Below are 14167 nucleotides of genomic sequence, written 5' to 3'. Positions count from 1 at the left end.
AAGTAGTAGGGTTATTTTGCTTTACTTTTCGACTTACGGGTCTTTGCCTCGGGAACTGCAGCCCCGTTTTCCGTTGAGTCAGGCGTATTTGCCTTTCGAGACGAATTCCGGCGTGGCTTAGCCTCCTGTGCTGCTTTAGCTTCCGCTGCCTCTGCGGCTTCCGCTCCTTTACGGCGCGAAGCTGCCCGGCGCACCGCCGATTTGGGCTCTGGCTCCGGCTCAGGTTGCACGGCAACACCAGTGCGGCGCATTGGCCGCGAAGCGGTTGCGGCTGGGGCAGCAGTAGCAGGGGCCGTACTCCGACGGGTAACCCGCCGGATGGGCTCAGGTTCCGGCTCCGGCTCCAGATCTTCCATCAGCTGGAAGGCTGAGAGGCCTAGCTGCAGGTCATCGGCAATATCAGTCAGATTCTGGCTGCTGGTGGTAAGCTCCTGCATAGAAGTAGAGAGCTGTTTAGCAGTACCGGCCACCTGCTGGGTACCGGTAGCAGTTTGCTCCGCAATGGCTACTACTTCTTCTACGTACTTTACTACGTCGCCAATCGAGGTCTTTTGGATCTCGGTTGCCGTCAGAATGTCGCGGGAAGTGCGCAGGGTTTCGCCGCTGCTGGTGGCAATGTTCTTAAAGGCCGAGCTAGCTTCAAACGTAGCGTTCTTGCCTTTGAGTACCCGGCCTTCCATGGTTGAAATTGCGGTGGCGGCGGAGGTGGTGTCCTTGCGAACGTCCTCTACCAGCGTGGCAATTTCGTTGGCCGACTTGCGGGACCCTTCAGCCAGCTTCCGGATTTCTTCAGCTACTACCGCAAAACCACGGCCAGCTTCCCCGGCGCGGGCCGCTTCAATGGCCGCGTTCAAAGCCAGCAGGTTGGTTTGCGCAGCAATGTCGGTGATAACGCCCAGTGACTTGCTGATTTCCCCAGAGCGGGTGCTCAGAACTTCAATGGTTTTAGAGGTTTGAGCAGCAGCACTGCTGATTTCCTCCATGTTCTTCACCACTTCCGCTACCGTTTTCAAACCCAGCTGCGAGGTTTGCTCACCCAGGATTGCGGCTTTAATACCCACATCGGCCTTGCCAGCTGTTTCCTTGGTGGCCTGCATGATTTCTTCAATCAGCTTGAAGGCCTGGTCAGTTTTGAGAGCCTGGTTCTGAGCACCTTCTGCCATTTGTTGCATGGCTAAGGCCACATCAACAGTAACACGGCTCATCTCCTGCCCTTTCACCACCATCTCCTCCGACGACTCCCCCACAATCTGCGACGACTCATTGATTTCGCCGAGTAGCTCATTGAGGTTGTCTACGGCCAAGTTCAAGGCGTTCGACATAGCCAGAATATCACCGGCAGTCTGAATTTCTACCTGTTGGGTAAGGTCACCTTCTGAGATGGCCCGAACCACGCGGCTTACTTCCAGTACCGGCGAGGCAATCGACTCAATCAGGGCATTCAGCGTGTCAACGAGCTCTTTCCAGGAGCCGCTCACGTCACTCACAGTTGCCCGCTCGGTCAGCTTGCCTTCTACCCCGGCTACTTTTGCCACGCGGCTAACCTCTACGGCCAGACGGTTCAGGTCATCTACCATTCGGTTGATGGTCTCGGCCAGATCAGCTACTTCGCCTTTGGCGTCCAGCGTCAGCTTCTGGGTCAAGTCACCCTGCGATACGGCCGTTACTACTTTCACTAGGCCCCGTACCTGAGTGGTCAGGTTGGCCGCCATAGTGTTTACGTTGTCAGTCAGGTCTTTCCATACCCCTGATACGTTTGGCACGTTGGCCTGGCCGCCGAGGCGGCCTTCAGTACCTACTTCCTGAGCCACGCGGGTTACCTCGCCAGCAAAGATGTTGAGCGAGTCCACCATTCGGTTGATGTTGTCTTTCAGGTCGAGCAGCTCGCCTTTAACATCAACGGATACTTTCTGGCTTAGATCACCGCGGGCTACGGCGGTGGTTACGTTGGCAATATCTCGCACCTGAGAGGTGAGCGAAGCTGCCATGGTATTTACGTTATCCGTCAGGTCTTTCCAGGTACCGCGCACGTTTGGCACTACGGCCTGACCACCGAGGCGGCCTTCCGTGCCTACTTCACGGGCCACGCGGGTTACTTCGTCGCCGAATGTGTTCAGCGAGTCCACCATCTGGTTGAGGTTTTCCTTCAGCTGCAACAGCTCGCCGCGTACGTTTACTGTCACCTTCTGGCTTAGGTCGCCGCGGGCTACGGCAGTGGCCACGTTAGCAATGTCTCGTACCTGAGAGGTCAGGTTCGAGGCCATCGTATTTACGTTGTCGGTCAGGTCTTTCCAGGTACCTGATACACTCGGCACATTGGCCTGACCGCCCAGGATACCCTCGGTACCTACTTCACGGGCCACCCGGGTTACCTCGCCAGCAAAGATGTTGAGCGAGTCTACCATCTGATTCAGGATGTTTTTCAAGTCGAGAATCTCGCCTTTCACATCTACTGTCATCTTCTGGGTTAGGTCACCTTTGGCTACGGCCGTGGCTACATTAGCAATGTCTCGCACCTGCAACGTCAGGTTCGAGGCCATCGTATTTACGTTGTCCGTCAGTTCCTTCCAGGTACCACCTACGCGGGGCACGTTAGCCTGGCCACCCAGTTTACCTTCGGTACCTACTTCGCGAGCTACGCGGGTTACTTCATCACCGAAGATGTTGAGCGAGTCCACCATCTGATTCAGGATGTTCTTCAGCTCCAGGATTTCTCCTTTTACATCTACAGTCATCTTCTGACTCAAGTCGCCGCGAGCAACCGCGGTAGCCACGTTGGCAATGTCTCGTACCTGCAACGTCAGGTTCGAGGCCATGTAGTTTACGTTGTCCGTCAACTCCTTCCATACGCCGGCCACGTTTGGTACAGAGGCCTGCCCACCCAGCTTTCCTTCGGTACCTACCTCAAGTGCTACGCGGGTTACCTCGCCGGCGAACAGGTTGAGCGAGTCCACCATCTGGTTCAGGTTCTGCTTCAACTGCAGCAGTTCCCCTTTCACGTCCACCGTAATCTTTTGGCTTAGGTCACCTTTGGCTACGGCCGTGGCCACGTTGGCAATGTCTCGCACCTGCAGCGTCAGGTTCGAGGCCATGTAGTTTACGTTGTCCGTCAACTCCTTCCATACGCCGGCTACGTTTGGTACCACAGCTTGGCCGCCAAGGCGGCCTTCGGTACCTACTTCCTGGGCCACGCGGGTTACCTCGCCGGCGAACAGGTTAAGCGAGTCCACCATCTGGTTCAGGTTCTGCTTCAACTGCAGCAGTTCCCCTTTCACGTCCACCGTGATTTTCTGCGTCAGGTCGCCCTTCGCAACCGCGGTGGCCACGTTGGCAATGTCTCGTACCTGCAACGTCAGGTTCGAGGCCATGGTGTTTACGTTATCGGTGAGTTGTTTCCACACGCCACCTACATTCGGAACGGAAGCTTGTCCACCCAGCTTTCCTTCGGTACCCACTTCCTGGGCCACGCGGGTTACCTCGCCGGCGAACAGGTTGAGCGAGTCCACCATCTGGTTCAGGTTCTGCTTCAACTGCAGCAGTTCCCCTTTCACGTCCACCGTGATTTTCTGCGTCAGGTCGCCCTTCGCAACCGCGGTGGCCACATTGGCAATGTCTCGTACCTGAGAGGTCAGGTTCGAGGCCATGTAGTTTACGTTGTCCGTCAACTCCTTCCAGATACCCCCTACGTTTGGCACAGAAGCTTGTCCACCCAGCTTTCCTTCGGTACCTACTTCCTGAGCTACCCGGGTTACCTCGCCGGCAAACAGGTTCAGGTTGTCAATGGTCTTGTTGATGGTTTCGGCCATCACCTTAAAGTCGCCGGATACGGGAATCTGGAAGGTTTCATCCAGGTTGCCCTTGCTGATGTTCTTCAACACCTTGCCCACCTCAAGTACCGGAACAGCAATACTATCAACCAGACCGTTGATGTTATTGATCATGTCACGCCAGAAGCCAGCGGCATTGTCGGCCGAGGCACGGGCCTTGAGGTTACCCTCTACCCCTGCTACCTTCGAGATGCGCGACACCTCGCCACCTACGCCGCCAATCATCTCCACCATGGAATTGTAGGCCTCGGCTATTTCCGCGAAGATGTCATCGTTCTGCTTGGTGAGTCGCACCGATACGTCGCCTTTTTTGAAGGCATCGAGGGCATACAGCACCCGGTTCAGCTGTTCATTCACGTAATCAGAATCAGCAGTCGAGCTTATGTTCGGACTGCTGCCACGCTTGCGCGTTGAATTATCTGAAGTGCGCGAAGGAGGCATCGAACCGTTGGTAGCGGGCGCAGAGGCCAACGTATCTAGCGTTTCCGGGGTATCGGCTTCCGGACGGGTGTTCTTGGGCATCTTAGCTGAGGCCATAAACGAGGAGTAGTGGCGAAACCTCTGTGATGAGGCGGTGCACAAACGGAACTACTGATGGACGAGTTCCAAGACTGACAAAGGTAGCAAATGCAGCTTTGCAGCCATCTAAACAGCAAAAAACTTCCTTAAAAATACTAAGTAGCGGATCCTTAACCTATTGCGTTACCGCAGCCTTTGAACCAACCCCACCTTTTACTCCTTATAGTATACACTCACAAAGCATTTTACTTTAACGGCAGCGTTGCAACGGATTATTCCAGCATCTTTGCGGCAAAATTCAACTTTACGCCGTGGCTGCCGTTTTCCTATAATAAACAGCTTTAGCCTTAGCAGTCACTTGCTCTTTGTATGGTCAAAAATTTAGTCATAGTAGAGTCCCCGGCCAAGGCCAAAACCATTGAAGGTTACCTGGGCAAGGACTTCATAGTCAAATCTAGTTTCGGCCACGTCCGCGACTTACCCAAGGATAATAATGCCATTGATATTGCCAATGGGTTTAAACCTACGTACGTCGTTTCAGCTGATAAGCGGGAAATAATCAGCCAGCTGAAGAAGCTAGCGAAGGAGGCCGAAATGGTTTGGCTAGCTAGTGACGATGACCGTGAAGGGGAAGCCATTTCGTGGCACTTGTCGGAAACGCTTAACCTGAGCAACGACAAGACCCGCCGCATTGTGTTCCGGGAAATCACCAAGAACGCTATTCTGCATGCTATTGACACGCCCCGGGAAATTAACCTGGATCTAGTGAATGCGCAGCAGGCTCGCCGGGTGCTTGACCGCTTAGTGGGCTTTGAGCTTTCGCCGGTACTCTGGAAGAAAGTGAAGGCCGGGCTTTCGGCGGGGCGGGTACAATCGGTTGCGGTACGCCTAGTGGTGGAGCGTGAGCGAGAAATCAACCAGTTTAAAACTTCCTCTGCTTACCGCGTTGTGGCCAAGTTTGATGCTGGCCGAGGCGCAGTACTGGAGGCGGAACTGCCCACTCGTTTTAAGACCAATGATGAAGCACAGGCTTTCCTAGAGCGCTGCATAGGTGCTTCCTATTCAATTGAGAACCTGGAGAAGAAGCCCGGCAAACGGAGCCCGGCGCCACCCTTCACTACCTCCACTCTGCAACAGGAGGCCTCGCGCAAACTTGGTTTCTCGGTAGCGCAGACCATGAGCGTAGCTCAGAAGCTCTACGAAGCCGGTAAGATCAGCTACATGCGGACTGACTCGGTGAACCTCTCGCAGGATGCGCTGGCCGCCGCCAAAGACGAAATCAGCCGGTCTTATGGCCCTGAGTACGCCCAGACCCGTCAGTTCAAAACCAAATCAGCCTCGGCCCAGGAAGCCCACGAAGCCATTCGGCCAACTGACTTTTCTTTGGTAAAAGCCGGCTCTGACTCGCAGGAGCAACGCCTGTACGACCTGATACGAAAGCGGGCCATGGCCTCGCAGATGGCCGATGCGGTGATTGAGCGCACAGTGGCCTCCATCAGCATCAGCACCCAGCCCGGCACTATGCTAACTGCGACCGGGGAAGTTATCACCTTTGAAGGCTTCTTGAAGGCCTACTCCGAGTCGAAGGACGAGGAGGTGCAGGACGAAACCCCCACGGAGTCAACGTTCTCGCGGGGGCTGCCACCCCTGTCGGTAGGCCAGGCGCTGCCGCTACAGCAGCTACGGGCTACGGAACGCTTTGCTTCGCCGGCTGCCCGCTACACTGAGGCTTCGCTGGTGAAGAAGATGGAGGAAATGGGTATCGGCCGGCCCTCTACCTATGCCCCCACCATCAGCACCATTCAGAAGCGGGGCTACGTGGAGAAAGACTCCCGCGAAGGCAAGGAACGCAAGTTCCGGGTACTCACGCTGGAAGGTGAGACAGTGAACACGGAGGTGAAAACGGAAACCTACGGAGCCGATAAAGCCAAGCTGTTCCCGACGGACACCGCCATGGTAGTGAACGACTTTTTGGTGGAGCACTTTCCAGTGATTGTGGATTACCAGTTCACGGCCAAGGTAGAAGATGAATTCGACCAGATTGCCAATGGCCACGAGCAGTGGACTGATATGCTGGCGGGCTTCTACGGCACTTTCCATGAAACCGTGGAACGAGGCCAGGATATTGAGCGCAGCACACTGGGCAGCACCCGCGTCATTGGTACCCATCCCGAAACAGGCCAGAAGCTAACGGCTCGTTTGGGCCGGTTTGGCCCTTATGTACAGATTGAACCCCTGGAAGGTTCAGAGGAAAAAGCCGTGTACGCCAGCTTGCGCAAGGGACAATTCATCGAGAACATTACCCTCGAAGAAGCTCTTGATTTATTTAAGCTGCCACGTATTGTAGGCCAGTTTGAGGATAAAGACATGACGGCAGCCCTCGGGCGCTTCGGCCCTTATATCCGTCATGATAGCAAGTTCTACTCGCTCACGAAGGAGCAGGACCCCCACACCATTACGGCGCAGGAAGCAATTGACCTGATTGAGGCGAAGCGCAAAGCTGATGCTGAACGCCTGATCAAGGACTTCCCCGAGAACCCGGAAGTTCAGGTGCTTAATGGTCGTTTTGGGCCATACATTGTGGCGGGCAAGAAGAATGTAAAAATCCCTAAAGGTGAGGAGCCCGCGGCGCTTACGCTGGAACGCTGTTTGGAGTTGGCTGCTGCCACCCCGGATAAGCCTGCAAAAGGTGGCCGCTTCGGTGCTAAAAAAGCACCTGCTACATCAGCTGAAGATGCCGCTGATAAACCCGCCAAAAAGGCCCCAGCAGCTAAAAAAACTGCTGCTAAGAAACCAGCGGCCAAAAAAGCTACCGGTACTGCTACCAAGAAGGCAGCCACAAAGGCTAAGTAAGCTTTTACCAATGGCTTGATAAAGTGTAAGGCCTCAACCGTACTGGTTGGGGCCTTTTCTTGTTGCTGATATAGTAACTATAGACTATCGTTGCAGAGTGAAGTAATTATCCTTTATCCATGAATTCAGTGTTTGCTTTTGTAGGCCTATTAGGCGTATACTGCGCTTTTACCGCTGTTACACTTGATATACCAAGCAGCAATCTGGAGGTGCCGCCAGAAAGCAGCGTAGGCCAGTACCGATGGCTGCCACAGGGCAAGTACGATGCAAAACAAAGCCTAGTGGCCCGCTTTCCTGCTCCAGCCGGCTATGAGCGGGTGCAAGTGGCGCCGGGCAGCTTTGGAGGGTGGCTACGGCATTTGCCACTACTACCGGCGGGCACACCTGTACACTTGTATACTGGGCAGCTCAAACACCGCCAGGATGTGCATGCGGCGGTGCTAAACCTCGACACGGGTACCCGTGATTTGCAACAGTGCGCCGACGCAGTTATTCGGTTGCGGGGAGAATACCAGTTCAGCCAAGATGCCGACCAAGTGCATTTCCACCTCACCAGCGGGCACGATATCCGGTTTCAGGATTGGTACAGTGGGCGTACCTTCCGGGTAGTAGGCGACGATGTAGAACCGGCTACAAAGCCCATGGAGGCCCCTACTCACCCAGTTTTTAGGCGCTACCTGGATCAGATTTTCACCTACGCCGGCACGCTTTCCCTGAGCCGGGAGCTGATGGCGGTACCCCTAAGCCAGGTACTACCCGGTGATGTTCTGATCAGGGGTGGGTCGCCGGGGCATGCGGTGCTGGTACTGGATGTAGCCGTGCAGGCGGGCACAGGGCGGCGCAAAGCGTTGCTGGCGCAGAGTTACATGCCCGCCCAGCAGGTTCACGTGTTAAAAGCGGGGCCCCAGGCAAGCTCCGGCGCGTGGTTTAGCTTAGACCCCAGCCGAGAACAGGTGTTTACCCCGGAGTGGACATTTCGGCGAGATGAGCTGAAACGGTTTGAGTAGGCCACCTTTCTAGGCCAGTTAGAGGGTCGGTTTTCCTTTGGCAGCGAAGTTTACACAACCGCTCACCTCGCAACGCGAGGCATCAAAGCCTCGTCTCTACTGCATTCACCAGCAACCAAGGCTATGAAAAAGAAACTAGTTGTACTCACGGGGGCGGGCATAAGCGCCGAGAGTGGCCTAGCAACCTTTAGGGGTTCCGATGGGCTTTGGGAGGGCCACCGCGTAGAAGATGTAGCCTCACCCGAAGGCTGGGCCCGCAACCCTGAGCTAGTACTAGACTTTTACAATCAGCGGCGTAAAGCTGCCCGGCAGGCCCAGCCTAACGCCGGCCACCAGGCATTAGTTGACCTGGAACAGGCCTACGAAGTGGTGATAGTAACCCAAAACGTTGATGACCTGCACGAGCGCGCCGGCAGCACCAACGTGATTCACCTGCATGGTAAGCTGATGGAGTCACGCAGCACTCAACACGAGGACCTGGTGTACTCCCTCACTTCCGACTCGCTGCACCTAGGCGACATGTGTGAGAAAGGTCACCAACTGCGGCCCAACATAGTGTGGTTTGGTGAGCAGGTACCCCTGATGGAGCGCGCTATTGAGGAGGTAGCCACTGCCGATGTGTTCTTAGTAGTGGGCACTTCGCTGCAGGTATACCCAGCGGCGGGTTTAGTGCATTACACTAGCGCAAACTGCCCAGTGTATATCATTGACCCGCACCAGCCCCCGGTCTCGCCTAGGCCTAACCTGCATTTTGTGCTAGAGCCGGCAACAACGGGTGTCCCCCGCGTGGCTCGGGAGCTATTAACTAACTCCTAGGCATACGATATCCAGCAATACCCATATTTGCGGCATGGCTTCCATATTCGGACATACAGTAGTTGGCACAACTCTGGGCAAGCTCTTACTGCCGGAGCAGCGTTATTGGCGGTGGTGGCTGGTAGCTGCAGCTTGTGCCTTTCTGCCCGATGCCGATGTACTCGGCTTTAAATGGCACGTAGCGTATGGCAGCCTGTGGGGTCACCGCGGCCTCACCCATTCTGTACTTGCGGCACTAGTTGTGGCTACTTGCCTGACTAGCCTGGCAGCTCTGCGCGCCCGAAACGACGCCTCCTACCCGGCCGGCCGGCTGTGGCTGCTCCTATCTATGGCTACGGCCTCGCACGGCATACTCGATGCCATGACGACGGGTGGCCTGGGAGTAGCCTTTTTCAGCCCCTTCGACACGGAACGATACTTTTTGAACTTTCGGCCAATTGCCGTTTCTCCAATTGGGGTAAAGAATTTTGCCGGAGAATGGGCCGGCCGAGTGCTACGAAGTGAGGTAAAATGGGTTGCGCTGCCCTGTGCTGCCGTGCTCCTAATGCAGTGGGTTGAGAGGCACAGACGGGCCAAGAGTTGAGGCTGGTTTCACTTATTCGACCAGAAATTAAAACCTGGTTAAATCGTTGAGACTTATTCTGCGTAGAACAGGCTCTCATACATTCTTTCTATGCCTCTACGCTATACCCGTGTGCTCCTGACCAGCCTTGGTTTGGCAGCCACTTTCTCAGCATTTTCGCAGTCGGCGCCACCGACTCATACTGTATTCCTGCTTGGCAACACAGCCACAGCAGAGCTGCCCACCGGGCATTTGCAAGCCTTGCGCCGCACCCTGGAGCAGCAGCAGGGCACCTTTACCGTGGTTCACCTCGGCGACGTTGTTGGCAACGAAGGTCTGGGCAGCAAGAAAGATACCACGCAAGCCAGCCAAACGGCTCGGGCCGATGCCTTAATTGCCTTAGTGCAGGGCTTGCCAAACGGAAAGCTGTATTTCGTTCCCGGTGATAAAGATTGGGCTAACTCCGGGCCCGATGGTCTGAAGCGCGTCCGGCGCTTAGAGAAGTACATTGAGGACAAGTTGCCTGGCCAAAATGCCTTTGTGCCCACTGGTGGCTGCCCTGGCCCCGAAGTAGTAGACGTAGCTCCCACCGTACGCCTGGTGGCCATTAACTCCCCCTGGTGGACGCACCCCTACAGCCGTCCCGAAGCGCCTGACACGGACTGCAAGACCATGACTAAGGAGGAATTCCGGGAGCAGTTACAAGATGTGCTGGATGAAACCAAGGGCCGTAATGTGCTGCTGGTAGGCCACCAGCCGGTGCTTAGTAATGGCGTGTACGGCGGCCATATGCCCCTTAGTCGGCACTTGCTGCCCCCAGTGGCCGGCACTGTATATGCCGCTTACCGCCAAAATGTGGGTTCCCCGCGCGACCTAGCTAACCCTGCTTATCAGGAGTTTCAGAAGGAAATGCTGAATACGCTGCGCGAGAACCCCGGTGCTGTGTACGCCGCCTCGCACGACTTCAGCCTGCAGCTCACTCGCAAAGACGATAACTACCACGTAGTGTCGGGTTCCTTCGCAGAAAAGCAGCACGTGGCCACCAACCGAGACTCTCAATTCAACGAGTCAGAGGAAGGCTTCACGCGGCTTGACTATTACAGTGATGGCACGGTTAAGACGGTGTTTTACACCTTCGATGGCACTGGTTCCGCTGCTAAAGAGGCCTACACCGCTACACTCTTCCAGTCGGCGTGCCAGGAGCCGCGCCTACCCAACATACCAGTAAATAGCTTTATTCCGGAGTGCCCTACTGCTCCCAAGGGCGTAGCAGAAATCAAACCCGATGCTCTCTTTCAAGCCACGCAAACCTTAGCGCCTGGCCCTCAGTATCGGGGCACGGGCTCGTCGCGCTTTTGGCTTGGCAACTTATACCGTACTTCCTGGACTCAGCCGGTGCAAGTACGCACCCTTAACTTGAACACTGAGAAGGGTGGCCTACGCCCCTTTGGCCGTGGCGGCGGACGCCAGACTACCTCGCTCAAACTTATTGCCGCCGACTCCTCCGAGTACGTATTTCGGTCAGTAGACAAAGATGTAACGCGCATTCTGCCGCCGGAACTACGCAACTCGTTTGCAGCTGATGTGCTGCGCGACATAACCCCCACGGCTCACCCTTATTCGGCGCTGGTTATCAGCTCCATGCTTGATAAAACGGACATTTTGCACGCCCGGCCCCGGCTGTTCGTGCTGCCCGATAACAACCAGCTAGGCCCCTATCGCGAGGAGTATGCTGGCCTGTTGGGCACGCTGGAAGACCGGCCCGCAGACCCCAAGCCCAACCTCCCCGGCTTTGGCGGCGCCGATGATGTGCGCCGCTCCTTCAGCTTCTTCCGCCAACTGTACAAAGACAACGACAACCGCATCGACGCCATGGCATTAGGCCGGGCCCGGGCGTTTGATATGCTGGTAGCCGACTTCGGCAAGCACGAAGACAACTGGAAGTGGGCCGGCTACAAAGACGGCAAAAAGACTGTTTTTAAACCCATCCCCCGCGACCGGGACCAAGCGTTTACCCTCTGGAACGGCAAGCTCACATACCTGGCTAACCGCGAATGGGCTGTGCCTAGTATCGAAGACTTTCAGGCGGAGTTCCATGACATGAAAAGCCTGAACTGGCCCGCCCGTCACCTCGACCGGTTCCTGCTGCAGTCGCTCAACCGCGAGCAGTGGCAGGAAATTGCCCGTTACCTGCAGGCGCAGATTACGCCCGCCGCTATCGATGAGGCTACAGCTCAACTCCCGCCGGAAATGATGCCCCTCTCGGGTAATGAGCTAAACCGCAAGCTAAAAGCCCGCATTCAGGAGCTACCACAGGCACTAGATGAGTACTACCTGCTGCTTGCGAAGCGAGTAGATGTAGTAGGTTCTAATAAAGCCGAGGTGTTCCAGGTAGACCGCCTGCCCGATGGCAACATGCGCGTGCGCATGTATGACAAAGCCAAAGAGGGCGATGGCCCCAATGGCCAGCCGCTCTTCGACCGCACTTTCTCCCCGAAAGAAACCGATGAGGTGAGCCTCTATGGCCTAGATGGCAAGGATGTATTCTCGGTCACGGGCTCTGCGAAGAAAAGCGTGCTCCTGCGCATAATTGGTGGCGAGGGCAAAGACCAGATGTCTGATGACTCCCGCGTGAGTGGCCTACGCACACTCACCAAGGTATATGATGTGCCAAACACTGAGCTGAAAGCAGGTCCCGAAACGGACAACCATTTCTCCTCCCGCCCCAACATCAATCTCTACGACCGCGAGCAGTTTGAGTACGATAGCTACAAGCCGCGTGCTACCCTTATCTACAACCGCAACGATGGTGTTGGCGTGGGAGCTGGCGTAGATCTGGTGCACCAGGGCTTTCGGAAACCCGGCTTTAAAACGCTGTACTCCTTTGATATACGGGGCTCTAGCAACGGCAACTTCCAAACTTCATTAGCCTCCCGCTACCGCCACGCCTTTGGCAAATGGGATATTGGCGCCCGCACTGAGTACGGTAATTTTTTCTCTTACTACAACTTCTTTGGTCTGGGCAATAACACCATCAAAGACCAGGACCTCTACAACGACAACTTTTACCGGGCCCGCTACAAAGGCTTCACGCTGGGGGCCTTCACTGAGCGCGTTTTTCTGCAGCGTAGCGTGTTCCGCATTGGGCCTACTTATGAGCACTACACCTCTAACTACAGCAACAACAGCTACCTGGGCCAGTTAGAAAGCGGTGGCGGCAACCCGGAAATCATTACCCCCAACACCAACTTCCAGCGGCTCATTGGCCTGAATGCTCTGCTAGATCTGGACCTGCGTGACCGGCAGTCGTTTGCCCGGCGAGGGGTGCGCCTGCTGGTGCAGCATGACAGCTACCACCAGCTCAACCGCGGCAAAGGGAACTTTGGCCTTACCCAGGGCTTCGCAGCATACTATGGAACTGCCCGTTTAGGCATTCCGGTAACACTGGTGCTAAAGGGTGGCGGGGCCAAAAACTACGGCAACGACCGCGAAATACCCTTCTACAAATTCACCAGCATAGGCCTACGCGAAGGCTTGCGGGGTTACTACCGCAACCGCTTCACCGGCGACGCCAGCCTTTACTTTAACTCTGAGTTGCGGCTGGCACTAGGCCACGTTTCTACCTCCTTCCTCCCCTTCTCGTACGGCGTATTTGGTTTCTACGACCGCGGGCGGGTTTACTTCAATGGCTCGTCGCCGGGAGGCTGGCACGATGGCTACGGTGCCGGTTTTTACATAGCCCCCGTTTCTGACCAGTTTGCTTTGTCGGTCTCGTACCAGAAGTCGCCGGAGAATGGCCTCATCCAATTTGGCCTCGGCTTCCGCATTGATAATTGATTGAGCGAGTAAGCTTGCCGGCGCAGTGGTAGCACGGCGTTGGCAGGTTGCCGCCACCCACGTTTCTCTTCTTCAGCTTATATGGAGCACAAAAACGCCTATTCCCGCTTTTTCTTGATGTTGGGCACCTCGCTGGTGGCCATGTACGCAGTCATGTACCTCAATGTGTACGAGTGGGACCATGTGTACTTTAGTCTTACCCGAGTGTATATGGCCCTCCTGATGCTGGTACCCATGACGCTGATCATGCTGGGCTTCATGTGGAAAATGTACCCTAACAAACAGCGCAATGCCCTCATTATAGGCGGTAGCCTGGTGGTGTTTGTACTGGTTACCATCATGGTACGCTCGCAAACACTCGTAAATGATCAGCTCTGGATGAAGGCCATGATTCCGCATCACTCTATTGCCATCATGGTCAGCAGGCGCGCCGATATTAAGGATCCTGAGGTGCGCCAGTTGGCTGATAGCATCATCGCGGCCCAGGAGCGTGAAATAAAGCAGATGCAACAAATTCTGGCCCGCATGAAGCAAGCGCGCACAGCCCGGTAGCTAGCTTCTTAGGTTAAGCCTTTATTCTGCAGTAGAGGTATTGCAGGGTGGGAAGCTAGAATTATTCTGGCCGCAGCCAGCATAATCGTCCCACACATGTCTACCTCCGGGTATACATCATGCTACCTCTCTCAACTTCCTGATTTCGTTCTGGTTGGCACGCCTTACTCTTATTTAGAGTAAGGCGTACTGCT

At 55.5% G+C, this 14167-nt stretch carries 7 protein-coding genes; 6 read left to right on the top strand and 1 reads right to left on the bottom strand.

Annotated features, from left to right (window positions below; genetic code table 11):
- Positions 1-11 precede the first annotated feature (11 nt).
- On the bottom strand, positions 12-4364 hold the full coding sequence (locus tag HMJ29_RS15785) for a methyl-accepting chemotaxis protein (RefSeq protein WP_171592389.1): 4353 nt from the start codon (positions 4362-4364) through the stop codon (positions 12-14).
- A gap of 351 nt (positions 4365-4715) precedes the next feature.
- On the opposite strand from HMJ29_RS15785, the gene topA reads away from it, so the two are divergent.
- The 6 genes from topA to HMJ29_RS15755 all read left to right on the top strand — a co-directional run bounded on the left by topA (position 4716) and on the right by HMJ29_RS15755 (position 13973).
- A complete protein-coding gene (gene topA, locus HMJ29_RS15780; RefSeq protein WP_171592388.1) occupies positions 4716-7199 on the top strand; it encodes a type I DNA topoisomerase in 2484 nt (827 codons plus the stop codon).
- A gap of 119 nt (positions 7200-7318) precedes the next feature.
- Complete coding sequence (locus HMJ29_RS15775) at positions 7319-8206, top strand: DUF4846 domain-containing protein (protein WP_171592387.1); 888 nt, start codon at positions 7319-7321, stop codon at positions 8204-8206.
- A 123-nt stretch (positions 8207-8329) separates the two neighbouring features.
- A complete protein-coding gene (locus HMJ29_RS15770; protein WP_171592386.1) occupies positions 8330-9022 on the top strand; it encodes an SIR2 family NAD-dependent protein deacylase in 693 nt (230 codons plus the stop codon).
- A 34-nt stretch (positions 9023-9056) separates the two neighbouring features.
- Positions 9057-9605, top strand: a complete 549-nt coding sequence (locus HMJ29_RS15765) for a metal-dependent hydrolase (protein WP_171592385.1) — start codon at positions 9057-9059, stop codon at positions 9603-9605.
- A gap of 90 nt (positions 9606-9695) precedes the next feature.
- Entirely contained in the window at positions 9696-13421 is a 3726-nt protein-coding gene (locus HMJ29_RS15760; RefSeq protein ID WP_171592384.1) for a BamA/TamA family outer membrane protein, read from the top strand.
- Between the two features lie 81 nt (positions 13422-13502).
- Positions 13503-13973 (top strand): DUF305 domain-containing protein, encoded by a 471-nt coding sequence (locus tag HMJ29_RS15755; RefSeq protein WP_171592383.1) that lies wholly within the window; start codon positions 13503-13505, stop codon positions 13971-13973.
- Positions 13974-14167: the final 194 nt, after the last annotated feature.

It is taken from the genome of Hymenobacter taeanensis (genome assembly GCF_013137895.1).
Lineage (GTDB): Bacteria > Bacteroidota > Bacteroidia > Cytophagales > Hymenobacteraceae > Hymenobacter > Hymenobacter taeanensis.
This window is presented reverse-complemented; position numbering and strand designations above follow the sequence as displayed.